A 25817-nucleotide genomic window follows, 5' to 3' on the forward strand; every position below is an offset into this window, starting at 1 on the left:
TGCCAAGCGCCAAGCTATTTCAGATACACATAAGTGATGCCGTCACCGCCCCTGTCCAGGTGTTCGTCTTCCATATGGCTGACTTGCTCATACTTTTTCAGGTAGCCACGGATCAGCTTGCGGAGGATACCGTCGCCTTTACCGTGCAGCACTTTCAGGTTGCCGAAACCCATCATAATGGCACGGTCTAACACTTTTTCTATGGCGTACAGGGCTTCCTCGCCACGCATACCGCGCACATCTATCTCGGGACTAAAGTTGGCCACATCTGACGTATTGGACAGGTTGCTGCGGCGCATTTCTTTAGGCACTTCTTTCTTGGACACCTTTTGCACCCGCTTCTTCTTCACTACGGTACGCAGCTCACCAATAGCCAGGATCACGTTATCTTTTACGATCTCCATCACTTGCCCTGTCGTGTCCGAATCGGTGAGTTTTACCCAATCGCCGATCTTAATTTCTTCGTCTACAACCGGCTTAGCGGCCTCGGCAGTTTTGACGGTATTTTTTTGCGCGGCCTTATTCAGGTTCTCGCGTAGTTCCTTGGTCTTTTCTTTATCGGCCTGATTGCTCTTGATCTCGGATATGGTATTCTCTACCAGCCTGTTCGCATCTAAAATAATACTCTTAGCCTGCTGCTTAGCATCGCGGATCAGGGCGTTCTGGTTCTCTTCCAGATATTTTTTCAGTTGCTCGTTCTCGGTAAGCAGGGTATTGACACGACGTTGCTGCTTATCCAGTTGCAGTTTGGTATCAAATATCTCTTTCTTCTCGCGCTCCAAATCAACTAACAGGGTATCAACCTTTTTTTGACCGATGCTGATCTTATTTTTAGCCAGGTTAAGCACATTTTGCGGCAGACCTATCTTTTGGGCTATCTCAAAAGCGTAGCTGCTGCCCGGCTTACCAACCTCCAGCATGTACATCGGTTTCATTTGCTGATTATCGAACAGCATCGATGCATTTTCTAAACCGTCTGTGTTACTGGCAAATATCTTCAGGTTGCTGTAGTGCGTGGTCACCATGCCCTTTACCTTTTTGTGATTGAGGGATTCAAGTACGGCTTCGGCTATCGGCCCGCCAAATTGGGGGTCGGTACCGGTACCGAACTCATCTATCAGGATCAGCGTTTTGCCGTTGGCGTTCTCTACAAAATGCTTCATCTTGCTCAGGTGAGCACTGTAAGTACTTAGGTCACTTTCAATGCTTTGGTCATCGCCAATATCAACAAACAACTGGCGGAACACCCCTACCGTACTGCTTTCATCAGCAGGGATCAGCAGACCGGCCTGCACCATCATTTGCAGCAAACCTACCGTCTTCATACATACAGACTTGCCACCGGCGTTAGGTCCGGACACTACCACTACACGTGTGCCTTCATCTATCTGCACGTTCAACGGCACTACCGTTTTGTGTTCCTTTTTAAAACTCAAATACAGTAACGGGTGGCGGGCATTGATCAGTTTGATGGTAGCATCGTTGCTCAACTGCGGCAACTCACCTTCAATATCAATGGCAAATAAAGCCTTAGCACGCACAAAGTCCAGCTTAGTAAGTAAGCCATGGTATGACAATAAAAGCGGCACATAAGGGCGCAATTCATCTGTCAGCGTGGTCAGTATCTTCACTATCTCGCGACGGCGCTCAAATTCAAGGTCGCGCACTTTATTGTTCAGGGCAAATACCTCTTCAGGTTCCATATAAACGGTCTGCCCCGAGGCTGATTCGTCATGGATAAAGCCTTTCAGTTTACGCTTATTTTCAGCCAATAATGGGATACACAGGCGGCCATCACGGATGGTCAGCGAACCATCTGCCGTCCAGCCACTGCTGCCGGCGGCTTTGAAGATCTGGTCTATTTTACGGCGGGCTTCCTGTTCGGCTTTGGCAATACCGGATGTTATCTCCTGCAACTCCCGCGACGCGTTCGGCCTGATCTTGCCTTTGGCATCGATCACCAAATCTATCTTTTTCAGGATAGCTTTCTCTATCGGCAGATGCTCAAAAAGGGCTTCCAGATTAGGGTATTGGCCTTCGCGCTCGTTAAAATAGGCGATCACTGCGTACACCGTGGTCAGCGATGCCTGCACGCGGTAGAACTCGTCCTCAGTAAGGAAAGTGCCTTCTATACGTGCTTTATTAGCCAATACCTTAATATCGAACAATTGATTGATCGGCAAAGCCGAGTCATGCTGCAGGATGGTCTTAAATTCGGCGGCCTGACTCAGGAACTTGCGGATCAGCTCCCCATTGTTCATCACCTGTATCTTGGCCACCATCTCGCGGCCCATTTCGCTTAAGCAATGGGCACTGATCAGCGACTTGACATCGGTAAAACCTAATTTATCGGCACTATTTAACGGGTACAGCATTATTTAATTTAGCAGTATCTCGCGCCGGATCAGCCGACGAAGATGGTATCTTATTTAACGAGTCGGTTTTCTTCTCGAGTATCTTGATCACGTTGTCGTACATTTTGTTCAGCTGTATCGGATGTTTTATATACCATTCAAAGCTTTTACGAAATTTGGCGGTGTCGGTATTATGTTTCCTGAACATCTCCACATAATAGCCCATACCATACCTGAACAGACTATCGCCCTGTTGCGGCGTGGTCACCAGGTCGCCGTCTATGACATGCACATTGGCCAGCAGAACGGTCATGCGCTCCTCATCGATAAGATCGGCAGGCACTTTTTCACCTTCGGTGCACGATGCTAAAACAAGCATCGCTAAAAAAAACAACTTATACTGTATGCGCATTTTGTAATTTAGCGGCGTTAAACCGGGCAAAATTACGGATAAATGAGTATTGCAGATAATCTTATAGCTATTAAAAAGGAAACCGACCAAAATAATGTAACGTTGGTGGTTGTATCAAAAACCAAACCTAACCAGGACATTATGGAAGCCTACGATGCAGGTCAGCGTATTTTTGGTGAGAACCAGGTACAGGAATTGGTTGAAAAACACGAGGCACTGCCTAAGGACATTGAGTGGCACCTGATCGGTCACCTGCAAACTAATAAAGTAAAATACATTGCGCCGTTCATCAGCATGATCCATTCGGTAGATAGTATCAAATTATTGCAGGAGATCAATAAGCAAGCTATCAAAGCTGACCGCGTTATCGACTGCCTGCTACAGATCTACATTGCCGATGAAGAGACCAAATACGGCCTCAGCTTTGATGAGGCGATCGAACTGTTACGGAGCGATGAATTTGCCGAACTAAAGAACATCCGCATACGCGGATTGATGGGCATAGCCACCAATACCGATAACGAAAAACAGATCAAAGAAGAGTTTTACGAGTTAGATACCTTCTTCGACGGCATCAAGCAAAGCTATTTCCGTAAGGAGGATAGTTTTGATGAACTGTCGATGGGCATGTCCAGCGATTACCATATCGCTATAGAGCAGAACAGCACTATGGTACGCATAGGCAGCACTATATTTGGAGCAAGACAATATCCGGATCAGAATTTACTGAATTAGAGAATTAACAGAATAACCTATTTGAACCACATCCTGAAAATTTAACAATTCTGAAAATTCTGATCCATGATAAATTTACGAGTAGCCAAAAAAGAAGATTGCCCGCGATTAATGGAACTGATCCATGAGTTAGCCTTATTTGAGCGCGCGCCAGAGCAGGTCACCGTTACCCTGACCGAGTTTGAGGAGGCCGGCTTTGGCCCTAAACCGGTTTGGAAGACCTATGTGGCCGAGGATGACGGCATTATCATTGGTATGGCGCTTTATTATGTGCGCTACTCTACCTGGAAAGGTCAGCGGTTATATTTGGAAGACCTGATCGTGACCGAGGCTTATCGTGGCAAGGGAGCGGGTAAACTATTGTTCAACCGCATGGTGCAGGAGGCTTACGAATTGGGCTTTAACGGCATGACCTGGCAGGTACTGGACTGGAACGAGCCGGCCATTAAATTCTACAACATGTACGAGGCGGCTATCGAGCCGGGTTGGTTGAACGCATCTTTATCGAAAGAGCAATTAGCGGCATATAAAGCCTAACGGCAACAAAAAGAGCCTGTGAGTGTATTACAGTAGATAAATACTGAAGCTATGAGATACCTATTCTTTTTATTTGCTGCTTGTTTGATGCTGAGCACCGGTTGCCTTTGGGAAGCCCAAAAAAAGTCGGAACCTGATATCACAAGCGATACTTTGCACTATCAATATACCACCTTTAAACACCGAGCACCCGACTGCGGCGATAAAGCCGATAGCAATTGCACGGTCATCAGTATCGAATATCCGGTTTTTGAGGGTCAACCTACGTTGAATGACACCATTAGGCACCGCGCAGCTACCTTATTCACGGTGAATAATACGCCTGATACTAATTTAAATGCTTTTGCCGAAAAATTCATCAAGGCTTACCAAACAGATATGGTGAACCGTAACAGCAAGATCAGCTATACGCTGGAAACGAAGCTAATAGTAACACGCCAGGATTCGGCGCTGCTAACTACTACCTTGTCCGGCTACAGCTTTCAGGGAGGGGCGCACGGCAGTAGTTTAACCATGTTTATTAATTGGGATACAGAGGCTAAACGTTACATTGCCTTAACTGACCTTTTAACTGACGGTGCAAACAAGGGCCTCGACTCGGTTGCGCAGAGCATTTTCCGCAAGCAAGAGAAACTGACACCAACCCAATCGCTTAAGGACAATTACTTTTTCACTAACGACGTATTTGCTTTGCCCGATAATTTCATGATCACGCCTACGGGCCTGCGTTTCCTGTATAACGAATACGAAATTAAGCCCTACGCTGCCGGGCAGACAGAACTTTTTATACCTTACGATCAAATAAAACCGCTGTTGAAGCCCAACACGGTCGTGTCACAATACATACATTAAATGCTGGTCTACAAATTCGGAGGGGCATCGGTAAAGGATGCCAAAGGGGTGATCAACCTCGCAAATATCGTTCAACAATGTGATCAGCCTTTGCTGGTGGTGGTATCGGCCATGGGCAAAACCACCAATGCCTTAGAAAAACTGACCCGCGCCTACGTGAACGGCGACCACGATATGCACAGCATCTTTGACGAGATCAAGCATTTTCATTATGATATCGCCACCAAACTCTTCAATGGTGAGGACGACGTTCATGTGCAACTGAACAACACCTTTGTGGAGATAGAATGGATGCTGGAAGATGAACCGCAGGATAGTTACGATTTCATCTACGACCAGATCGTCTCCATAGGAGAGTTGGCGGCAACCCGCATCGTTAATGCTTATTTAACACATTATGGCATCAACAGTACCTGGTTAGATGCCCGTGGTTACATCCTGACCGACAATACTTATCGCGAAGGCGTTATAGACATGGAGAAAAGCCGTGAATGCATCCAAAAGGATATCCCCGCTTTGCTTCAAAAGCAAGTGGTGATCACGCAGGGATTCATCGGCGGTACGTCGGAGAATTTCACCACCACATTAGGCCGTGAAGGGTCGGATTATACCGCGGCCGTGTTCGCGGCTTGTTTAGGCGCTAAGTCGGTAACAACTTGGAAAGATGTCCCGGGGATACTGAACGCCGACCCGAAGCTGTTTAACGACACCGTCAAATTTGATGAACTGACCTATAACGAAGCTATCGAGATGACTTACTATGGCGCAACAGTGATCCACCCGAAAACCATCAAGCCATTACAGAACGCGGGTATCCCGCTTTATGTAAAGTCGTTCAAGCACCCCGAAGAGCCGGGCACGGTGATCAAAGAACACGCGCACGTGAAGTATATAAAGCCGGTGATCATTGTTAAGCAAGACCAAACCTTACTATCGGTATCAGCTAAAGATCACTCGTTTATATCCGAGGATCATTTGGGCGATATCTTCCGTTTGTTCGCCAAGCACCATGTGCATATCAACATCATGCAAACATCGGCCTTAAGCTTCAGCGTTTGCTTCGGCTTGGAGGAAGAGAAATTTGATGCTTTGCTTTGCGATTTGAAAGAGGACTTTAAAGTAAAATACAATAACGAACTTACCCTTTACACCCTACGCCATTACGACCGCGACGCTTTGCTGGAAGTTGTTGGTGATAAAAGAGTATTGTTAGAGCAAACCAGTAGGAATACAGTGCAGGTAGTGGTGAGGTAGCTGTCTGAAACGCTGATCAGAATGATTTAGTTGATTTCGCTGATCATAGCAAATTTTGATATTTGAGTATGATGCAATCTCGATGATCAGCGAAATCATTTTGATCAGCGAGAATCAGCGGTTCAGACGATCCCTCCACCCCGGTTTCTTTTTTTCCAAATTAAGGTTAGCTTTGTTTTGCTTGAAATATAAACCAATATAAACTTACTGAATGAAGCCGCCTGTAGACGCAACCACCGTCCCGCAATTTATACGGAATACTGTAGCGCACATCCACCCGCTTACCCACCCGTTCTTACAACACAAGGTAGGTAACGATTGGAAGGTGATCACCTACGGTGAGGCTTTGGCTAAGATAGATGCCGTATCGGCATGGATGCTGGATATTGGCGTAGCCAAAGGCGACCGCCTGGGACTGATCATTGAGAACGGTCCCGATTATGTATTCTATGATCAGGCTTTGCAACAGATCGGTGCGGTAAATACTTCTATTTACCCTACCCTTTCGGAAGCGGAGATAGAATACATCCTGAACGATTCGGGCGCGAAGACCATTTTAGTAGGAAACCCATTCTTGTTGCGTAAAGTATTAAAGATCGCCAACAATTGTCCGGCATTGATCCGCATCATCCCTGCTTTTGACGATTTTGAAAAATATACCGATAAAGTGAGCTTGAACGCCGGCGTGATCGGCTTTCAGCAATTAATAGCCGAGGGGACGGCATTGGTAGAGAAACATCGCAACGCTATTAACAGCGCACGTGAAGCTATCTTACCGTCGGATCTGTCTTGCCTGATCTATACATCCGGCACTACCGGCACGCCCAAAGGTGTGATGCTTACGCACCATAACCTTACTGAGAATGTGCGCGTAAGCCTTCACCAGATCCCGGTGATCGAATACACGGACCTATTCCTTTCCTTCCTGCCGCTGTCGCACGTTTTTGAGCGTACGGCTACCTACCATATTTGTTTGGCCATGGGCTGTCAGATCGCCTTTGCGCAAAGTCTGGAATTGTTGGCCAAGAACATGGGCGAAGTTAGGCCGACCGTGATGAATTGCGTTCCGCGTTTGTTAGAACGGATACAGGATAAGGCGATGAAGAACGGCACATCGGCCGGCGGTGTAAAATCTAAGATATTTTTATGGTCCTTAGGTATCGGCAAAAAATATCGAGAGGTGTTAGAGTCGGGTAAAAAACCGGGTTTCATTTTATCGCAAGAACACAAACTGGCTGATAAGTTGGTATTCAGCAAGATCAAAGAAAAGACCGGCGGCCGGTTAAAGTTCATGATATCGGGCGGTGGCGCGTTGCCTAAAAATGTGGGCGAATTTTTTGGTGACCTTGGTATTAAGATATTAGAAGGTTTTGGCTTGACCGAAACATCGCCGGTTATGAGCGTGACGGAATACCACCGCCAGGTTTACGGCACGGTAGGTCGCATCATTCCGGGTATCGAGGTAGGCATCCAAAACGTAGATACCAAGCAGATCTACACCGTACAGACCTATGATAATTTTAAAGAGGACTACACATCCGAAGAAGGCGAGATCATAGTTCGAGGTCACTGCGTTATGAAGGGATATTATAATAAGCCCGAGGAAACCAAAGTAGCTATCGACCCGGAAGGTTGGTTCCACACCGGCGATATCGGTCGTTTTTACAAAGGCAACCTGCAGATCACAGACCGCTTGAAGAACATGCTGGTGAACGCCTACGGTAAGAACATCTACCCTACCCCGGTAGAGAATACCTACCTGAAGAGCCCTAAAATAGAAGCTGTATTCCTGATTGGTGATAAACGCGAATATGTCACTGCCATCATCACCCCGGGCCGGGAGACCTTGCAGGAGACCTTCGGGCTGGATAACGCCTTTTTTGAGCAGCCGGATCTGTTCATCGAGGATCAGAATATCATCGACTGGATCAGTCAGGATCTGCGCAAGTATGGTAATGAGTTGGCCAAGTTTGAGCGTATCAAAAACTTCAAGGTAAAACGCAATCCGTTCAGTATGGACGAGGGCGAGATCACCCCTACCATGAAACCGAAACGTAAGGTGATCGAGAAGAAATACGCCGACGCTATAGACGAACTGTACCAACAGGCCGTCGAGGCGGACTAAAGTACCGGCTTAGACCGTTTCGTGACCTCATCCTGACGGCAAAGACAGCAGTTTTGGCTTCCGAAACTGCTTTTTTCTGCTATATTTGGGGGACATGCTAAAAAGAGAATACATTAAAGACTTCATTCTGATCATAGCGGCCATCTTCTCGGCCGCCATGGGCATCAAGGGTTTCCTGTTATCCAGCCATTTTATCGATGGCGGGGTTACCGGTATCTCCATGCTGATCGCCAACCTGACCAACATCCCTATCGCTATATTGATCTTTGTGATCAACCTGCCGTTCTTATGGTTGGGCTTCCGTAAGTTGGGCTGGGGTTTTGCAGTTAAAAGTATGCTGGCTATCGCAGGCCTGTCCTTATGTTTGGCGTTTGTTCACTTCCCGGATGTTACGCACGATAAATTACTCACTGCGATCTTTGGTGGCTTATTTATCGGTGTAGGGGTTGGTTTAGCTATCCGTAGCGGTGCTGTGTTGGATGGCACCGAAATAGCCGCTTTGCTATTAAGCAAAAAAGCCCAGGTAGTGAAAGTAAGCGACGTTATCCTGATCCTAAATGTATTGATATTCGGCGCGGCGGCTTTCTTACTTAATATCGAATCGGCACTGTATTCTATCCTTACCTACATCTCAGCATCGCAAATGATCGAGTTCATTTTGAACGGTATCGAGCAGTACACGGGAATCACCATCGTATCTACTAAAAGCGAGCAGATCCGTTTGGCTATTACCGAGCATCTTGGTCGAGGTGTAACCATTTACCAGGGCAAACACGGCTTTGGCAAGGATGGCATGATCAATGATCCGCGGGATATTATCTTCACCGTGGCTACCCGTTTAGAGATACCATCTGTAAAGCGCGAGATATTGGCTATAGATCCCAAAGCTTTTATTGTACAACAAAGTATAGAGGATACGACAGGAGGATTGCTGAAACGGAAAGGGTTCCATTAAACGCTATGCTGTCATTATGCTTAGCGTCATTGGGCCATTTGCTTCACTGTGATTTGGAGACATATCTTTCGGACTTTCCGTCTTCCCGACTTACCCCTCACTCATCCAATATCGCCAGCAACTCGTTCAATTCACGTACCTTGTCGGTAGACCCTAAAGCCTCGTAAGCACTGATAAGATTGCGCAGGATACGTTTAACGATATCGGTATTGCTGCATGGTTCGTAAAAATGGCGGTCGGGTTTCAAGTTTAACTGTTTTAGGAACATGTCCACATCCCTTCTGCCAAATACAAAACCTTTATTGAAGGCATTGATGTAGAAAAGTACGCCGCCTTCAAATTCCTGGCTGCGGCTTTCGTCCATATAGGCCAGGATAAAATGTTGCGGCAAATTAACTCCATAAACAGGCACGTCCAGCTTTTGGGCTATGATAGCGTAAATAATGGCTAAAGATATCTGGTTACCCTTTTTGGTCTCTAATACCTGGCTCAGGTAGCTATTTTGCGGATCTTGGTGATTGGCCGTATTACCACTGAAGCCGTGAATAGCATATAACACATGATTGATCAGCTTAATGTGATCGCTTGGGCTGGCATCATAGATCATCTGCAGCCAAATGTCGCGTTTAATGGCCTCGATCTGATTGATCACCTTTTGCTCGTCGAGGTCGGGATATTGATATTTATTCAAGATCAACGCACCTTGCAGCAGGTCGAACGCGCCGCCGTGGTACCAAAGGCTTAGATCTTCTTTTAACGTGCGGAACTGTATCTCGTGCACCAGGTTAGCTATGCGGTCCTGTTGTATTGGGTCAAATGCTTCGCCAAAGGCTGACTCCAGATATTCGACCACCTCGCTGCCGTAGGACAGCAGTTTATCATGTACGTGTTCAAATATCTCGCGGTCCGGATCATCCAGCAAGCGTATCAATGACTCTATTTCCTTGGTATTCTCTATCATTTTCCGTCCCCGGCCAAAAATATTAATTGTTTGGTTAATTTTACAGCATGTTAAACATCAGGTTCGCTACCGACTTTCTGTTACATCGGTTAAGCGCCAATACCAGGCATGGCGTGCACTCGCCCTTTGTTTACCGGCTGGTTGATAAAGTAATTTACGACTTTTCTGACCAAAAAGTATATCAACCCATAGAGGCTGCCCGAAAAAAACTTCTGGCTGACGATCGCTCCATCACCGTAACCGACTTGGGTGCCGGATCGCACCTGAACAACAACAAGACCAAACAGGTAAGCGTAATAGCCAAGAACGCCCTAAAATCGCCACGCTTGGCCCAGCTGATATATCGGTTAGTGGCCGATCAGCAACCAAAGAACATCGTCGAATTAGGTACTTGTTTAGGCATCACCAGCCTTTACCTGCAACAAGCCGCGCCTGAAGCCAAGGTTTATACTCTTGAGGGTTGCCCGCAAACCGCAGCCGTGGCCGGCGAAGTTTTTAAACAGAATGGCGCTGATAACATCGAGCAGATCGTAGGCAACTTTGACGATACCCTATACCCGTTATTAGAGTCCACACCCAAACTGGACTTTATATACGTTGACGGCAACCACCAAAAAGAAGCCACTTTACGCTACTTTGAATGGTGCCTGCCGCGCGTGCACGAAGGCAGCCTGCTCATCTTCGACGATATTTATTGGAGCCAGGGTATGAAAGAAGCCTGGGCGCAGATCAAAGCTCACCCGGATGTTACTGTTACGGTAGACCTATTCTGGATAGGATTGGTGTATTTTAAAAAAGGACAGGTGAAAGAAGATTTTAAGATAAAGTTTTAAGGACGGTGTAACAAATGGGCATACCCATCGTTCTAAACGCCGAACGATGTTAAGATCTTAGCCTTCAAAATATTCTGTATCTTTGCATACCCAATTAAAATTAATAACGATTTGAGAATTACCCCTAAAACAATGACCCGGACGGCGGTAGCAGCCCTGGTATTTTCGGCGATCGGCTTTTCGGCAACAGCCCAAAAACTTCCCGGCTCGCAAGAAGCAAGTTTACGCGCCCCCTCTGTTGTGAAAATAGACGGCAAGCTTAACGAGTGGAACGATGCTTTACAGGCGCAAAACAGCAGCACCAGTTTGCAGTATTCGGTTGCTAACGATGATGCTAACCTTTACTTTGTGCTAAAGTCTACCGATCAGATGAATAACAACAAGATCATTGGCGGTGGCGTTAACATTACTATTAACACCCAAAATAAAAAGAGCGATAAAGATGCTTACCAAGTGATCCTGCCCGTAGACCTTAAAAAGTTGGGCAGTATGATGATGAGCATGCGCTCGTCTATAGGCGCTAATGGTCAGCCGGATTCGGCCGCTTTGGCGGGTATGCGTAAGAAAGCAGTGTCGGCATTCCGTGATATTAATCTGGTGAACTTTAAAGGCATCCCTGATAGTACGCTGTCTATCTATAACGAATACGGCATCAAAGCATTTGTTGATTTTGATAATAAAGGCGCACTTGTGATGGAAGTAGCCATTCCGTTAAAAGAAATGAAGATGGATGCAAAGTCATCCTTCAATTATAACATCAAACTGCCGGGCATTAATATCCAGGCCATGATGCAGGCTGCTATGTCGGCCGGTGCTATGGAAAGCGCAAGGACAACTACAGTTCAAGCCCCTCCTCCCCCATCCGGTGGCGGCGGCGGTGGTTTCGGTGGTTTCGGCGGCGGAGGCGGCATCCCGCGTAATATGGGCGATATGGCCAATATGGTAAGCCCTACCGATTTTTGGGGCAAGTACACCAACACCAGCAAATAAGGTCCCCTAACATAACAAGAACGCCCGCAAGATCAGATCTTGCGGGCGTTCTTGTTTAAAGATGCTATCGGTCTATATATCCGAATAATCCGTCGGCTTTAAATAAACCTGCACGTTCTTGGATACGTTATTTTGATACTGCGGCAAACCACTGACCTTGCCGTACGGCGCGCCGAAGGCCGACCAATGTTTATCACGGTCAGCTTTGTTCTCGTACGTCGTCAGGTACATCAGGTTGGGCATCACGCGACCTGCAATTACCTCTCCGTAAAACACGGCATTGAAATTAAGGTCATCAAAGATCTTGATCTCGGCATCGTTGAACATGCCTATTTTGTTGGCCGATATGTTTTCAGTGTGTCCCTCGTAACTGCGTAACTCGTAAAAGCGTTCGCTTTTTGGTCCGCTAAGTTTGGGCAATTTATACTCGGGCGACTTTGAAAAGGCTTTCAACAATATGGCTTCTATCCGGGTGTACGGCGGGGTTTTGTAGCTTGCTTCCAGATATGTTTTGCCGTCTTGCTGATACTGCTTATCCTTAACTAATTTAGTTTCTAAATTCATCAGGTCGTCCATCTTTTTAAATGGCGTAAAAACGTATATCAGCTGGTCCAGCGTATCTACCGTGATGGGCTTGAACACGCCTACCGACACTATACCCGCGCGGTGCATAGCCGGAATGTAGGCTTTCTCTAAATATTCATCTATCACATCGGCTTGGGCTTTGGTCTTAAAATGATATATCTTTAGCTGGTAAATGTATTGACCGCCTTTAGCGTAAGCGGTGCCCGTCTGCAAAAGCAATATCAGCACAAAGGCTTTTAAAATGTTGAGGGTAAAACTTTTGATCATATCCATTGGTTTATGCACCGAAGTTAGCAAATCGATCTGTCTTTTAATTGTAACTAAATTGCTGATGATCTAAACCTTAATGGCCTACATACATCTACTCCTAAACAAATCGATAAAAATGAAAAAGTTGATATTGATAACGTTCCTGATAGCGGGGACCATTTTGGGCGCCCAAGCGCAAAATCATAAAAAAGGTGCGGGCAAACTGTCAAAAACATTGACCGCTAAGTTAAACCTGACCTCCGACCAACAGACCAAAATAGACGCCATCCTGCTTAGCAAAGGCAAAAAACTGGACAGCCTGACCACCGCCGCTAAAAGCGATACCAAAGCCGTTAAGAAAGGCAAAAAACAGATCAATACCGATGCCGAACTTCAAATAGCAAAAGTTCTCAACGCTAACCAAAAGCAAGTTTACGCCGATTTTAAGGCCGCAAAAAAAGCTAAGAATAAAGCAAGGGCTGCGTTGAATGATACTACCGGCACGCCACCGTTGAAACAATAAACTGCGACAATTGGATTTCTGGGTTGATAAGCCACTTCGTTTATAAGAAGTGGCTTATCAACCCTATTTTACGGTCTACGTGGTCGATAGCTCTTGGCGGGCTTAACTGATGCGCAGCAAAACCGTAGATATCTTTTGCACATTTGCGGCAGTGGATACTTTGCTCGTCATCGTCGTTAACCTCGCCGCAGGCACAGGTCCAAATGGCTTTCTCTTTTGCTAATAGAGTACCTTTTTTTATCGACCTTGTACCTTGCTCTTTAAATATATTTATGATCGCTTGCCTTATCCTTTGCAGATCAGCTACATCTTCTTTATCGTAATATGGCTTTTGAAAAGCGAGGATCTGTAAGATCTTCTTTTTATTCTCTATGTCGTCATTGGCCAAAACGTTATAAACAAATTTAAGATCCAGCATTTGCAGATCGCTGATCATTTGGCTTAGGGTTATAATATTTTGCGGTTCGGCGGCTGTCAATAGATTAAGATATAACATATCACTTTTCTTTTCCTGAGGAAAGCCATTTACGTAGGTCAATACCTTTTTATAAAACGCTTTAGTGACCTCCACGTCGAAACCTGTATTTATTCGACTGTATTTTAACACCAACTGGGCAAATACTTCTTCAACCTGGTTATCTGTGATAAAATCCCAAACATCGTCGGTAACATCCCAATGACTGAAACCTGAATTTTTGACGATCTCAAGCTTTTTAAGATGTGTATTTATTTTGTCTAAGCTTACACTCCCATTGTTGTGCTCAGCAGTTTTGCTTTTTTGATATTGTTCTAAACCATCGACAATGACCGCGGTACCAACAACGGTTATCATGAACATCGATTTACTTTTACCTGATATTTCGTCCAGATCCACTTTCAGACCAACTACGCAATTGGCGCCAATATCAAAAGCGGCGGTCTTAATACGTTCTATCGCTTCGTTATATAGTGACGATAACTGCCGCTGATAGGTGCCCGAGCGCCCGCCAAAAAAATCGGTAAAGGATGCGGCAAAGTCACTAAAAACATTGGTGCCCGCCACTACGTGCGACGACACTGGTTTTAAATACTTTTGGATCCTTAATCCGTCTAACCCCGATGTTGTTACTACTAAAACTCCTTTAGGTGATATCATTGTTTTTATAAGGTTTATAAGTGTCTGTTTGCGAGAAGGTTCTTAAAATCCGTTCTGCTCTAAAAAATTAGCACAACGCTCCATCCATTGGTCGGGTGTGGTCTTATTGTTCAGCCCGAAGCCGTGGCCGCCGGCTTGGTACAGGTGCATCTCGGCTTTTACTTTATTTTTTAATAAGGCCTCGTAAAACCATAAACTGTTTTGTACAGGCACTACCAAGTCATCTTCTGAATGGATCAGGAATGATGGTGGGGTATTGGCGGTCACTTGTTTTTGATTGCTGTACAGATCTATCAGTTCTTGTGAGGCACCTTTACCTGTAAGGTTCTCTTGCGATCCACGGTGGGTCTGGTCGCCAAAGGTGATGACAGGGTAGATCAGCAAGGCAAAATCGGGGCGTACGCTGGTATTCTTCGGGTTGTCGATAACTACTTTATCAAAGTGCGTAGCCGCTGTCGAGGCCAGGTGGCCACCGGCCGAGAAACCGATGATACCAACTTTAGCGGGGTTAATGCCGTATTCAGCTGCCGACTCGCGCACCATCTGTACCGCGCGTTGGGCATCCTGCAGCGGACCGATGGTTTTATCTACCATGATCTTATCACTCGGTAAACGATACTTCAACACAAAGGCGGCAATGCCCATTTCGTTAAACTTTTTGGCGATAGCATAACCCTCGTGACCGATGGCTAAGCCTGAGTAACCACCACCCGGGCAAACCACTACAGCTGCGCCGGTCGCTTTGCTTTTTTCGGGTAAAAAAGCGGTCAGCGTAGGTACGGTCACTTTGTTGGCGTGGCTGCCGTCGTTCTGTTCCACGTAATCGGCCGGGGCCGGTTTCGAGTTAGGGACACCTTTTGGGTAAAGTGGGATCGGTTTTTCTTGCGCGAACAGCGTGGTAGCAAAAAGCATCATTGCCGGGATCAGTATTTTTTTCATTATAAATGTTTATGGTGGTTAGCGTGACTAAAATAGGGATTTAGTATTGACGGGCGGAAAGAAATTTTCGCTTTGGTTTACATACATTTAATTATTCTACGAGCAAAATGATCCGGAACTAAAAACTCCGTGGGTGTACATGTAGTACTTTTGCAAGTATTTGATAATTAAATATTTACAAAAAATAGCATCTTGAAAAATGTTAACCTTTGTAAACTTTCGTTATGACTGGATCCCACGATGGAGGTGTTAGTAACAGGAGCGGATACCGCCACGCGCTACCCAAAAAGTTCCGCTTATGGTACCTATGCGGATAAGGAATAGAGTTAGCTTATGCGAGGTTACTCCCGACCTTCCTTAACTTAACGACATCGCGCTCAAGCGGGGAAGCGCGACTTTTAGTTGTATTACTACCTTATCCGCTTGTAAAAATTCTCTCTGAAGGTTTCCGATATCGGTATTAGTGCATCTTTGATCTTTATTCTATCACGCTCTACACTTTCTATTTTATTAAGGGATACAATGAACGACTTATGCACCCGGCAGAATAGTGCAGGTGATAGTTCCTTTTCTAACTCGGTAAAGGTTTGCAGGGTAAGGATACGGCGGTCGGGCAATTGCAAGCACCGGTAATCGCGCATGCCTTCTATGTAGAGGAGGTCGTTCAAGTCTACTTTTTCCAGGCGATATTCGGTCTTGACAAAGATCCTGGGTTTGTACTCTCGTTCGCCGATCAAACTCAACTTATCATACACTTTGGTAACGGCCTGCATAAACCGTTCGAAGGTGAAGGGCTTTAGCAAATAATCGGTCACATTCAGGTCGAAACCTTTTAAAGCATACTGATCAAAGGCCGTGGTAATGATCACCTCGGGGCGCTTTGGCAGCGACTCCAATAGTTGAATGCCTGTAAAACCGTCCATCTGGATATCCAGTAACAGCAGATCAACCTCATTTGTCTTAACAAAGCCAATGGCCTCTAAACCATTATCGAAAGATCGCAGCAGATTAAGGAAAGGCACTTTATGTACAAAATCGGAAAGCCGCTCCATAGCGAGCGGCTCATCCTCAATTATGATGCAGTTTAGGGTCATGGCAAGTTAATGGACAGATCAACGGTAAACCTATCGCTTGTTTTATTAATATCAAATTGATAGTTATCCTTATAAAGCAATTTAAGCCGGTTCTTTATCAGCTCTAAACCCAAACCGCTTTGTTCCTGCGTTTTTATAGCATCGGCATCGTAAGCGTTACTGCAATTGAAGTTTACTGAATTTCTATTGGTAGTGATGCATATCTGAATAGCATTACTTATCTTTTTATTAGTACTGTGCTTAAATGCGTTCTCTACAAAAGGGATAAAAAGCATAGGAGCGATCTGCAGATCGAGGTTATTTATCTTCACATCAAAGGTTACGAAATCGGAATTGCTGGTACGTATCTTTTGCAAGTCGATGTATTGGTTAATGTATTCTACTTCGCGGGATAATGGGATAGTTTCGGACGGTGTTTCGTAAAGCGTGAATCTTAAGATATCCGATAATTTTTTAAGATAGGTCGATGCGGTGGCTTGGTCCTTCTCTATCAATACATCGATATTGTTAAGGGTATTGAACAGGAAGTGTGGATTGATCTGAGCTTTGAGGAGGGCGAGGTTTGCTTGGAGGTTTTGCCGTTCGAGTATTTGTCGTTGCCTACGCTCGGTGAGCCAACCCAAAAAACCTCGCATCACACAGGCGATCATTATCGGCATGATCAATTGCAAGGCGGACCAAAGAAATAGATAGTAGGGGTAATATATTTTAAAACTGAACCACTCTATGTTTCGTGTGAAAGCCAAAACAAATAAAAAATGGGCACCAGCACCTATCAATATCGTTAATACAGAATAAAATATAAATTTTCCTCTTTCCCTTTTATACAAAAATTGGGGGAAAAGGACCAAATAGCAGATGTAGAATACAATGATGTGAAGTAAAGAAATAGCGATATTGCCAAGAAAGATTGGAGTAGAAGCATTATTAACGGATAGAACCCTTCGGTTTATAATAGTTACGACCATCAATAGATTAGGCAAAACATATAGGCTTTGCATGACAGCCGATATCCAAAATAAGGTCTTTTTGTTCATGTTGATATGATCTAAGTTTAACATGTCTCAAAGATGCTTTTTGGCGATAGGTTGATGTAATAAGTTCTGCAAAGCGGGGGTTTGTGTCTGCAAAATAGCCTATATTAAGGTAACCACAAAGGGCACAAAGAATTTGCAGCTCCGTTAGAAAGCACAAAGGCCACAAAGCCTTTATTCTTTGTGACCTTTGTGAAAAGCTTTGTGACCTTAGTGGTTAATTCGGCAGTTCTACTTCGACCCGCCAAATTCCATCAGGTAGGATTTCAGGAAGTCATCCAGCTCGCCGTCAAGCACGGCTTGGGCGTTGGATGTTTCGTGGTCGGTGCGTAGGTCTTTTACCAGTTTATATGGGTGCAACACGTAGTTGCGGATCTGGCTGCCCCACTCTATCTTCTTTTTGTTGCCTTCGATAGCGTTTGATGCTTCCTGGCGTTTGCGCATCTCTATCTCGTACAATTGCGATTTCAGTAAGCGCATGGCGTTATCCTTATTCTGCAATTGCGAACGCGACTCTTGGTTCTTGATGATGATACCCGACGGTTTATGGTACAAACGTACGGCGGTCTCCACCTTATTCACATTCTGCCCGCCGGCACCACCCGCGCGGAAGGTCTCAAATTCCACATCGGCCGGGTTGATCTCTATCTCGATGGTGTCATCTACCAGCGGATAAACATACACCGACGCGAACGAGGTATGGCGTTTAGCGTTACTATCAAATGGCGACACACGCACCAAGCGGTGTACACCGTTCTCGCCTTTCAGATAACCATAAGCAAAGTCGCCTTCAAACTGCAGGGTAACGGTCTTGATGCCGGCCACATCACCTTCCTGGTAATCTTGCTCGGTGATCTTGCATCCGTGTTTTTCGCCCCACATCATGTACATCCGCATCAGCATACCGGCCCAATCGCAGCTTTCGGTACCACCGGCACCAGCTGTGATCTGTACTACAGCATTCAGCTGATCTTCGTCGCCCGATAGCATGTTCTTAAATTCCAGCTCCTCGGTAGCGGTAACGGCAATATCGAACTGCTCTTTCATCTCGGCTTCGGTCGCGTCGCCTCCCTGAAAGAACTCGTGCATTACTACGGTATCGTCAATAATTGATAATAGTTTTTGAAATTGGTCGGTCCAAACCTTTTTGGTCTTCATGGATGCCAACACCTTTTCGGCCTCTTTGGGGTGATCCCAAAAATGCGGGCCTAAGGTTATTTCTGTTTCCTCGGTAAGCAGCGCAAGCTTTTTATCGATGTCAAAGATGCCTCCTCAGGGACGCTGCTCTATCCCTTAGATCCTGAACTTGTTCTTTAGTCATGGTAGCAAATATAGGTTAAAAGTGGTGATAGTTCATAGTTGATGGACATAGTTCATGGTTTGGATGAGCAGAAACTTTCGGCCTAAACCTGATAGGAATGGAAACCCCGGAGCGTGCGGTTGGGGGAGCGCGTTGGGTGGCGAGGAGTTGGAGTGGATAGCAGGAACAAACTTTAATAGCAGCAGTATCCTTGCTTTTCAGAACATTTAGAAAATGTACGGTTGTTTTTCATCGGCATCTATAACCCTGCTCTTCGTTCCAACTCCTCGCCTGCCACCGCACCATCCTCCACACGCTGCGGGGTTTCCCCTGCGATCAGGTTTGCTATGAACGGTCCGTCAACACAAATGACGGCGAAGCGAATGACCCAATGACGCCGAAGCCATAATGAAACGAAGCCGTATAAAAACAAAGTCCCGCTATGTTCTTCACAAGCGGGACTTCAAATATTTGGTGCCGGTGCTTATTAAGCTACCATCATCCTATTCACCAGCGGACTAACATCGTTACCGTTAATGCTGCTAAGCATATAGCCTGGGGCAAAGTCGGTATCCTGAACATTTTTTGAACGTGCTAAGATGTTGTTCATCACTTCGGGGATCAGCATGTTAGATACATCGCGGGCTTCTTCGGGGGTTACGCCGTAAAAGTCGTTCAATTTATCGGCAAAGCGGTTGGCGATGTTAGTGATCAACGCGGCGCTGTACTGACCCGAATGTTTAAAGAACTGCACCACATCATTTAATTTACCCGTCTCCATCTGCTTTTTTAAACCGTCGATGATAGAACTCGAAGCTTCGATCATTACCGCGTCGCGGTATTTTTCGGCAATAATTGGGTTGTTAAGTACCGCCCTCCCGGCGTTGTCTTTAACCAGCATAAACAGTTTTTCGAACATGGCGTTAATTTTAAAGATGTAAATTACAAAATCGATACCTAAATTTTATTTTCATTATCAATAATTCAAATATATTGATAATTTATTTTCATTTCAAAAATCAAGAGACTAAAAATGTAACATTATCTTAATGGCATTGGCCATTTTTGATAATATAGTGACAATAAGCGTCCCTAAAAAATTTAAGAGCTTAGTATCCCGGTCGGCTTTACATATCGAACGTATTTTAGGCCGATGTTATTACAGTATCCTGATGATCTTTTTGAAAAACAATAACGCCCGTTCGGGCATTAATTTGTTACTTTGATATAAAACATTTCAAACATGCTGCCAAATATTGATCTTACTACAACCAACGCGTATAAATATTTAACAGACCACTTTATTGACATTGCCAAGATAGACCTGAAAGAGCTATTTAAAACTGACAATGAACGATTTGCAAAATTCTCGATCCAATTTGAGGATATCCTGGTGGACTATTCCAAGAACCGCATTACCGACGAGACTGTTGCCTTGTTGATACAACTTGCAAGAGAATGTAGTTTAAAAGAGGCGATCGATGCGATGTTCAACGCCGAGGCGATCAACGTGACCGAAGGCCGTCAGGTTTTACATACAGCACTGCGTAACCGTAGCAATACGCCGGTTTTGGTTGACGGTAAAGATGTGATGCCGGATGTGAATGCCGTGCTTGCCCAAATGAAAACCTTTAGCGATGCCGTGATCAGCGGCGAGTGGAAAGGTTACACCGGCAAAGAGATAACCGACGTGGTGAATATCGGTATCGGCGGATCGGACCTTGGTCCGGTGATGGTTACCGAGGCTTTGAAGTCATACAAGACCCGTTTAAACCTGCACTTTGTATCTAACGTGGATGGCACTCATATTGCCGAGACCTTAAAAGGTTTGGATCCGGAAACGACCATGTTCCTGATCGCGAGCAAGACCTTTACTACACAAGAGACTATGGCTAACGCCCACTCTGCACGTGATTGGTTCTTAAAATCGGGCGCGAAGGATACTGATGTGGCTAAACACTTCGCTGCGCTGTCTACTAACTCCAAAGCTGTTGAGGGCTTCGGAATAGATACGGCAAACATGTTCGTATTTTGGGATTGGGTTGGTGGCCGTTACTCTTTATGGAGCGCTATCGGTCTATCGATCGCTTTAAGTATTGGTTACGATAACTTTGAGCAACTATTAGCCGGCGCCCATGCCATGGATAACCACTTCCGCACGGCTGAATTAGAGGAAAATATCCCGACGATATTGGCGCTGAACGGTATCTGGTATAACAACTTCTTCGAGGCTGAAACACAAGCCATCCTACCATACGATCAATACCTGCACCGCTTCGCTGCCTATTTTCAACAAGGCGATATGGAGAGCAACGGTAAATCTACCGACCGAAACGGCAAACCGATCGACTACCAAACAGGGCCGATCATTTGGGGTGAGCCGGGCACTAACGGTCAGCATGCTTTTTACCAACTGATCCACCAGGGCACTAAACTGATCCCTTGCGATTTCATCGCTCCCGCACAAAGCCATAACCCACTTGGCGAGCACCATAATATGTTGCTATCAAACTTCTTTGCACAGACCGAAGCTTTGATGAATGGCAAAACCTACTACGAGGTAGTAGCCGAGTTAAAAGCAAGCGGCAAAAGCGAAGCCGAGATTGCAGAGTTAGCACCATTCAAAGTATTTGAAGGTAACCGCCCTACCAACTCTATCCTGGTTAAAAAGATCACACCGCATAGTTTAGGTTCGTTGATCGCCATGTACGAGCATAAGATATTTGTGCAAGGCATCATCTGGAACATCTATAGCTTTGACCAGTGGGGCGTTGAACTGGGCAAGCAATTAGCCGGCAAGATCCTACCCGAGCTTAAAGGCGACGAAGAGATCAGCAGCCACGATGGTTCTACCAATGGGTTGATCAATCAATATAAGGCTTGGAGGTAAGGAAGAGAATCAAGATAGAATGGCTGGGGTGATCCGGCCATTTTGTTTTATATTAGTGCCATGTTCCTCGGCACCCAAACCATCCCATCAAAAACCTTCATCGGCAAAAGCCTGACCATGTCATTTGCTCAAAATCGCACTTCTGAACTTTGGCGAAGCTTTATGCCGGAGCGAAAGATCATTCCGGACATCATTGGGACAGAATTATATTCGATGGAAGTCTATCCTAAAGACTTCCACGCAGCTTTTGACGCTACCCGTGAGTTTGAGAAATGGGCAGCCGTAGAAGTGTCAAATGGAACAGCGGCACCAGAGGGTATGACTATTCTAATAACTCCGGCCGGACAGTACGCCGTATTTTTGCATAAAGGCCCAGCAAGCGATGGACCCAAAACTTATGGATACATCTTTGGCGAGTGGTTACCAAAGTCTGGATACCAATTAGATAACCGTCCTCATTTTGCGGTGATGGGTGAGAAATATAAGAATGATGATCCGGCGTCTGAAGAAGAGATCTGGATACCGATCAAATAAACTTTATTTGCCGCCCTTCTTTAATTCGCTTTCTGATTTTAGGACCTTGCTTCCATTCTCCTGCTTAATATCAAAAGCGGGGTTATCTTTTGACGCATTCCGTTTTACTTTGCTGCCTTTGATCGTTTTCTCGATAGGCTCGGTATGTTTTGCAGTGATCTTTCCTTCAGCTTCAGATGTGCCCCATTTCCAGTGTACGGTATCTCCCTTTTTCATGTTGGTCTTTTTATAAAAGAACAAAGGCAGAGGGAAAAGTTTTAAGGCGAATTACTTTTTATCTACCGGATCTGGTTGGGCTAATTGTTTTTGTTCGTCGGCTGACACGTATTCATAAGGTAGCAGGTCGCCTATGCGTTGCAGACCCATACCGCCCGCCCAGCGCAGGCCTGGTCCATAATAGCCGTCTTTATCTATAAACACCAGGTTCTCGCTTACCGTTAGCGTATTGATCAAGAATTTTAACTTGCTGTTCACGATATGCATACCGCGGATCAATAGCATATATTTTTGGTCCGTCGAGTCGGATGTAGAGATATTATTCTCGGACAGTTGGGCGTAATCATTGGTAAAAACACGATAGCCCACTTTGTCCAGCGTACGCCGCCAAACGTTACGGATAAATTGCATACGCGAACCAAGGTATGCCCGCTCACGGTTCTCTTTCACACTGTCGGGCGTATATTCCAGATAAGGCCTAAAGATGTAATTCCCGGAAAAGGCCAATTGCTTTGGGCCTTTCTCGAACTTATCTAAAAAGTAACTGATCCGATAACCTAACGAACGGTTCTCTACAATGATCGGCTCATAACTGCTAGCGGTCAGTGTCTCCGTCTTGCGGTCGTAAAATAGCTGTACATCGTTTATGTTCAGGATAGTACAATTTGCGGCAAAGTCCGACCCGCCAATAAATTCATCAATGAACATCTGTACTTCATCATTGCGGGACATGCCGCTTTTACGCTTGTTGCCTATCTTAATGGTCACCGTATTCAATTCTTCTACCTTAGGCTTAAGATAGACCACCAACGGTGTACCCGGCTTGTATTTCACCGTGGCCGAGTAATAGCCAACGCAGCTTACAATAAAGGGGATCTGTTGGGCTTTTGCACGTAGTTCAAAACTACCATCCTTACCGGTAGAGGTACCGGACATCGTGCCGCCATAATATACCGACGCATTCACCAAAGCAGTGTCGGTACCTTCTTTATAGACCTTGCCTTTAATGATCAGGGGCATATCGTTTGCATCCTGAGCCATGGCAAATGTTGAAGATGCGATGAGCAAAACCAAAAAGATAGCGTGTTTTAAAAACGACATTTAATGATAGTTCAGGTTAATAGGGACAGTTAAGAATAAGCAGACCGAAAATTATTTGATAACGACCGTATCTACAATAGCCCTCTTAGCAGAAGCTGCCGAATTATAAAATTTAAGGTAGTGTACTCCGGCAGTATCAGCTTTAAACTTATATACCATGGGCAGTACCGGTTTAACAGCCACCGAATCGGGCACATTAGTAAGTGCATAAAGCCTGATATGATGCGTATTATTCACAACCGAATCGACAATGCCATCAAAACGGGTATTGATATTTAAGTTGTCCCAGCCGAGATTAAAAGCTAACTCCTGACCGACCGAACCGGTAGTTGGTCCGTTAACGGTGGTAATAGCCACCTGAACAAAATTACTTTGCGGCTTTATCTGCACGTCATCCTTCTTACAGCTTTGCGCTGTAAAAAGCAGGGTGAGCATCAACAAGCAGTACTTTATATTTTTGTTCATTTATAGTAGTTCAGATGGCAAACAGCCCAACTGGTTTAAGCTTTGAGCGTAAATTTAGCCTGATAATTTTTCAATACCTAATATTTTAATAAATAATGACGTTGGACGGAAATATTTTGCTACATCGATAACGAAATTTTAAATTAGAGCATGAAAAAACTAACCTCCCTGCTTTTTATAACCTTTGTGGCCTTAGTGGCCCATGCTCAAAAACTTTTGCCCGAACTTAAGGCCGGCAGCACCGCTACACTTACGGTCGACTACAATGGTAATCCTATAGACCTTGGCCTAACCTTACGTACTGTTGGCGAAGTGATCAATATTGATTGGGATGCATCGGGCGCAGGTGGCACCTACGCCATGAAAGCAAAGGGTTTGGAAAGCGGAACCCAATTCAGCAGCGGCAAACCCGAAGTTAACGGCGTGAACGAACTAACGGATAGCGAGACGTTCATGTGCATTTCTAAGAACGCCTATCAAGCTCTGGTGAAAGACAAGAAATTCACCTATGGTCCGCTCACTTTTTTTGCTAAAGATATGCCTGACGGTTTTAAGATCGGTGATAAGGTTATCGATGCCTTATACGCCGTCACTGCCGATGGCAAAACCTCGCTATGGATATTGAACAGCCCCGAATATCCAATGACGCTGGAGATGAAAGGTAACCCTGCGGGGGTAAATTATAGAGTTGTATCGCTTAAATAAGCGATACAACCTCGGTTGCTTTATACATTAAATTTCCAGCTGTTCAGCACCGCAATGGCGTTATAAGCTGTCATATCAAATTGAGTTGGCACAACTGACGCATAACTGTTGTCGAGTGCCCACGAATCGTTATCCTGACCATTATCGTTCACCTGATAAACTCCACTTATCCAATAGTATGGGCGTTTGTATGGGTCTAAACGTTCGTCATAATCCTCGGCCCATTTGGCATTGGCTTGACGGCATATCTTGATACCTTTAATGTCTTTGGTTTTAGGGAAGTTCACGTTGAGTAAGGTATTTGGCGGCAAGCCGTTTTGCAATACCTGTAAAGCTATCTCTTTGATGAATTTAGCGCAAGGCGAAAAATCGGCCTGCATGGTATAATCGTCTAAAGAGAAACCAATGGATGGGATACTTTCGATAGCGCCTTCAACTGCCGCTGACATCGTACCTGAATATAATACGTTGATGCCATTATTCAATCCGTGATTGATGCCTGAAACGCACAGATCGGGCTTAAGGCCTTTAAAAATACGGGTAACAGCCAATTTCACACAGTCGACAGGTGTGCCCGAACAACTGTACATTTCTGCACCTTCATAAAGGTCAACCTTATCTAAACGGAGTGGTTTACCAATAGTGATCGCATGCCCCATACCCGATTGCGGGCTATCCGGCGCCACCACTACTATTCTGCCGCCGATCTCTTTCATTACCTCTATTAAAGCTTTGATACCGGGGGCTGTAACACCGTCATCATTTACAACAAGTATGGTTGGTTTGGTAGTTTTCATAGTGATGGCAAAGTTAAAAACAAAAAGGCTCCGCTAACGGAGCCTTCCAAATTCTTACAAACTATTTATCCACTTCACCAGATCTTCCCGTGCTTTACCCGTCTTTTGCTGAAGCTTACCTAACAGTTCTTCGTCCTGACCGTCCTCATGTTTCAGGTCGTCATCTGTCAGGTCGGCGTAGGCTTGTTTAACCTTGCCTTTTATTTCGTTCCATTTACCTTTGATCTCTAATTTGTCCATGG

Annotated in this window: 28 protein-coding genes; 13 read left to right on the plus strand and 15 right to left on the minus strand. The window is 45.2% G+C overall.

From position 1 onward, the window contains the following. Positions 1-14 precede the first annotated feature (14 nt). The gene (locus IRJ16_RS12770; RefSeq protein WP_194111983.1) at positions 15-2375 is read right to left on the minus strand and encodes an endonuclease MutS2; all 2361 of its coding nucleotides are present in this window, start codon (positions 2373-2375) and stop codon (positions 15-17) included. Beyond that, positions 2356-2766: a DUF4296 domain-containing protein gene (locus IRJ16_RS12775; RefSeq protein ID WP_194111984.1), complete on the minus strand. Its 411-nt coding sequence runs from the start codon at positions 2764-2766 to the stop codon at positions 2356-2358. Before IRJ16_RS12775 ends, IRJ16_RS12770 begins: the two co-directional genes overlap by 20 nt. Positions 2767-2808: 42 nt before the next feature. On the opposite strand from IRJ16_RS12775, the gene IRJ16_RS12780 reads away from it, so the two are divergent. The 6 genes from IRJ16_RS12780 to IRJ16_RS12805 all read left to right on the plus strand — a co-directional run bounded on the left by IRJ16_RS12780 (position 2809) and on the right by IRJ16_RS12805 (position 9224). Further along, positions 2809-3501 carry a YggS family pyridoxal phosphate-dependent enzyme gene (locus IRJ16_RS12780; RefSeq protein WP_194111985.1) on the plus strand — a complete coding sequence of 231 codons (693 nt, stop codon included), beginning with the start codon at positions 2809-2811 and terminating at the stop codon, positions 3499-3501. Between the two features lie 66 nt (positions 3502-3567). Further along, positions 3568-4038 carry a GNAT family N-acetyltransferase gene (locus IRJ16_RS12785; protein WP_194111986.1) on the plus strand — a complete coding sequence of 157 codons (471 nt, stop codon included), beginning with the start codon at positions 3568-3570 and terminating at the stop codon, positions 4036-4038. A gap of 51 nt (positions 4039-4089) precedes the next feature. Then, positions 4090-4890, plus strand: coding sequence for a DUF3298 and DUF4163 domain-containing protein (locus IRJ16_RS12790; RefSeq protein ID WP_194111987.1), 801 nt, complete (start codon positions 4090-4092; stop codon positions 4888-4890). After that, positions 4891-6144 (plus strand): aspartate kinase, encoded by a 1254-nt coding sequence (locus tag IRJ16_RS12795; RefSeq protein ID WP_194111988.1) that lies wholly within the window; start codon positions 4891-4893, stop codon positions 6142-6144. 211 nt (positions 6145-6355) lie between these two features. Continuing rightward, positions 6356-8269: an AMP-dependent synthetase/ligase gene (locus tag IRJ16_RS12800; protein ID WP_194111989.1), complete on the plus strand. Its 1914-nt coding sequence runs from the start codon at positions 6356-6358 to the stop codon at positions 8267-8269. A 94-nt stretch (positions 8270-8363) separates the two neighbouring features. Continuing rightward, complete coding sequence (locus IRJ16_RS12805) at positions 8364-9224, plus strand: YitT family protein (protein WP_194111990.1); 861 nt, start codon at positions 8364-8366, stop codon at positions 9222-9224. 97 nt (positions 9225-9321) lie between these two features. Here IRJ16_RS12805 and IRJ16_RS12810 read toward each other — a convergent pair whose 3' ends face one another. Further along, entirely contained in the window at positions 9322-10185 is an 864-nt protein-coding gene (locus tag IRJ16_RS12810; RefSeq protein WP_194111991.1) for a transglutaminase-like domain-containing protein, read from the minus strand. Between the two features lie 47 nt (positions 10186-10232). Here IRJ16_RS12810 and IRJ16_RS12815 point away from each other — a divergent pair, with 47 nt between their 5' ends. Together IRJ16_RS12815 and IRJ16_RS12820 are read left to right on the plus strand one after the other, a co-directional pair. Beyond that, the gene (locus IRJ16_RS12815; RefSeq protein WP_194111992.1) at positions 10233-11018 is read left to right on the plus strand and encodes an O-methyltransferase; all 786 of its coding nucleotides are present in this window, start codon (positions 10233-10235) and stop codon (positions 11016-11018) included. A gap of 111 nt (positions 11019-11129) precedes the next feature. Continuing rightward, positions 11130-12008, plus strand: a complete 879-nt coding sequence (locus IRJ16_RS12820) for a hypothetical protein (RefSeq protein WP_194111993.1) — start codon at positions 11130-11132, stop codon at positions 12006-12008. A 72-nt stretch (positions 12009-12080) separates the two neighbouring features. Here the strand turns inward: IRJ16_RS12820 and IRJ16_RS12825 are convergent, their stop codons facing one another. Further along, positions 12081-12866 (minus strand): NIPSNAP family protein, encoded by a 786-nt coding sequence (locus IRJ16_RS12825; RefSeq protein WP_194111994.1) that lies wholly within the window; start codon positions 12864-12866, stop codon positions 12081-12083. 112 nt (positions 12867-12978) lie between these two features. On the opposite strand from IRJ16_RS12825, the gene IRJ16_RS12830 reads away from it, so the two are divergent. Further along, positions 12979-13365, plus strand: a complete 387-nt coding sequence (locus IRJ16_RS12830; RefSeq protein WP_194111995.1) for a hypothetical protein — start codon at positions 12979-12981, stop codon at positions 13363-13365. 40 nt (positions 13366-13405) lie between these two features. On the opposite strand, the gene IRJ16_RS12835 is transcribed toward IRJ16_RS12830, so the two are convergent. The 5 genes from IRJ16_RS12835 to prfB form a co-directional block, all read right to left on the minus strand. After that, on the minus strand, positions 13406-14500 hold the full coding sequence (locus IRJ16_RS12835) for a YbjQ family protein (RefSeq protein WP_194111996.1): 1095 nt from the start codon (positions 14498-14500) through the stop codon (positions 13406-13408). Positions 14501-14542: 42 nt separating this feature from the next. Then, positions 14543-15439: an alpha/beta hydrolase gene (locus tag IRJ16_RS12840; protein WP_194111997.1), complete on the minus strand. Its 897-nt coding sequence runs from the start codon at positions 15437-15439 to the stop codon at positions 14543-14545. Positions 15440-15849: 410 nt separating this feature from the next. Then, a complete protein-coding gene (locus tag IRJ16_RS12845) occupies positions 15850-16533 on the minus strand; it encodes a LytR/AlgR family response regulator transcription factor (RefSeq protein ID WP_194111998.1) in 684 nt (227 codons plus the stop codon). Then, positions 16530-17192 (minus strand): sensor histidine kinase, encoded by a 663-nt coding sequence (locus IRJ16_RS12850; protein ID WP_194111999.1) that lies wholly within the window; start codon positions 17190-17192, stop codon positions 16530-16532. The genes IRJ16_RS12845 and IRJ16_RS12850 overlap by 4 nt, the downstream gene beginning before the upstream one ends. Before the next feature lie 606 nt (positions 17193-17798). Then, a protein-coding gene (prfB, locus tag IRJ16_RS12855) for a peptide chain release factor 2 (RefSeq protein WP_228080099.1) occupies positions 17799-18888 on the minus strand; the annotation gives its coding sequence in 2 pieces (ribosomal slippage) (positions 17799-18827 and positions 18829-18888; 1089 coding nt in all). Positions 18889-18951: 63 nt separating this feature from the next. On the opposite strand from prfB, the gene IRJ16_RS12860 reads away from it, so the two are divergent. Next, complete coding sequence (locus tag IRJ16_RS12860; RefSeq protein WP_194112000.1) at positions 18952-19098, plus strand: hypothetical protein; 147 nt, start codon at positions 18952-18954, stop codon at positions 19096-19098. A gap of 256 nt (positions 19099-19354) precedes the next feature. On the opposite strand, the gene IRJ16_RS12865 is transcribed toward IRJ16_RS12860, so the two are convergent. Beyond that, positions 19355-19786 (minus strand): hypothetical protein, encoded by a 432-nt coding sequence (locus tag IRJ16_RS12865; protein ID WP_194112001.1) that lies wholly within the window; start codon positions 19784-19786, stop codon positions 19355-19357. A 324-nt stretch (positions 19787-20110) separates the two neighbouring features. On the opposite strand from IRJ16_RS12865, the gene pgi reads away from it, so the two are divergent. Beyond that, positions 20111-21757 (plus strand): glucose-6-phosphate isomerase, encoded by a 1647-nt coding sequence (pgi, locus tag IRJ16_RS12870; protein ID WP_194112002.1) that lies wholly within the window; start codon positions 20111-20113, stop codon positions 21755-21757. A gap of 60 nt (positions 21758-21817) precedes the next feature. Further along, on the plus strand, positions 21818-22291 hold the full coding sequence (locus IRJ16_RS12875) for a GyrI-like domain-containing protein (protein ID WP_194112003.1): 474 nt from the start codon (positions 21818-21820) through the stop codon (positions 22289-22291). Positions 22292-22294: 3 nt separating this feature from the next. Here IRJ16_RS12875 and IRJ16_RS12880 read toward each other — a convergent pair whose 3' ends face one another. Genes IRJ16_RS12880 through IRJ16_RS12890 form a run of 3 tightly spaced genes read right to left on the minus strand, consistent with a single transcriptional unit; the run spans position 22295 to position 24073 of the window. Further along, positions 22295-22507 carry a hypervirulence associated TUDOR domain-containing protein gene (locus IRJ16_RS12880; RefSeq protein WP_194112004.1) on the minus strand — a complete coding sequence of 71 codons (213 nt, stop codon included), beginning with the start codon at positions 22505-22507 and terminating at the stop codon, positions 22295-22297. A 51-nt stretch (positions 22508-22558) separates the two neighbouring features. Beyond that, positions 22559-23608, minus strand: coding sequence for a carboxypeptidase-like regulatory domain-containing protein (locus IRJ16_RS12885; RefSeq protein ID WP_194112005.1), 1050 nt, complete (start codon positions 23606-23608; stop codon positions 22559-22561). Between the two features lie 51 nt (positions 23609-23659). After that, positions 23660-24073, minus strand: coding sequence for a hypothetical protein (locus IRJ16_RS12890; RefSeq protein WP_194112006.1), 414 nt, complete (start codon positions 24071-24073; stop codon positions 23660-23662). Between the two features lie 150 nt (positions 24074-24223). Here IRJ16_RS12890 and IRJ16_RS12895 point away from each other — a divergent pair, with 150 nt between their 5' ends. Further along, on the plus strand, positions 24224-24778 hold the full coding sequence (locus tag IRJ16_RS12895) for a hypothetical protein (protein WP_194112007.1): 555 nt from the start codon (positions 24224-24226) through the stop codon (positions 24776-24778). Positions 24779-24798: 20 nt separating this feature from the next. On the opposite strand, the gene surE is transcribed toward IRJ16_RS12895, so the two are convergent. After that, positions 24799-25575, minus strand: coding sequence for a 5'/3'-nucleotidase SurE (gene surE, locus IRJ16_RS12900; RefSeq protein WP_194112008.1), 777 nt, complete (start codon positions 25573-25575; stop codon positions 24799-24801). A gap of 54 nt (positions 25576-25629) precedes the next feature. After that, positions 25630-25815: a CsbD family protein gene (locus tag IRJ16_RS12905; protein WP_194112009.1), complete on the minus strand. Its 186-nt coding sequence runs from the start codon at positions 25813-25815 to the stop codon at positions 25630-25632. Between the last annotated feature and the right edge of the window lie 2 nt (positions 25816-25817).

Origin of the sequence: Mucilaginibacter myungsuensis (assembly GCF_015222005.1) — a bacterium.
In the GTDB taxonomy this organism is placed as follows: Bacteria; Bacteroidota; Bacteroidia; order Sphingobacteriales; family Sphingobacteriaceae; genus Mucilaginibacter; species Mucilaginibacter myungsuensis.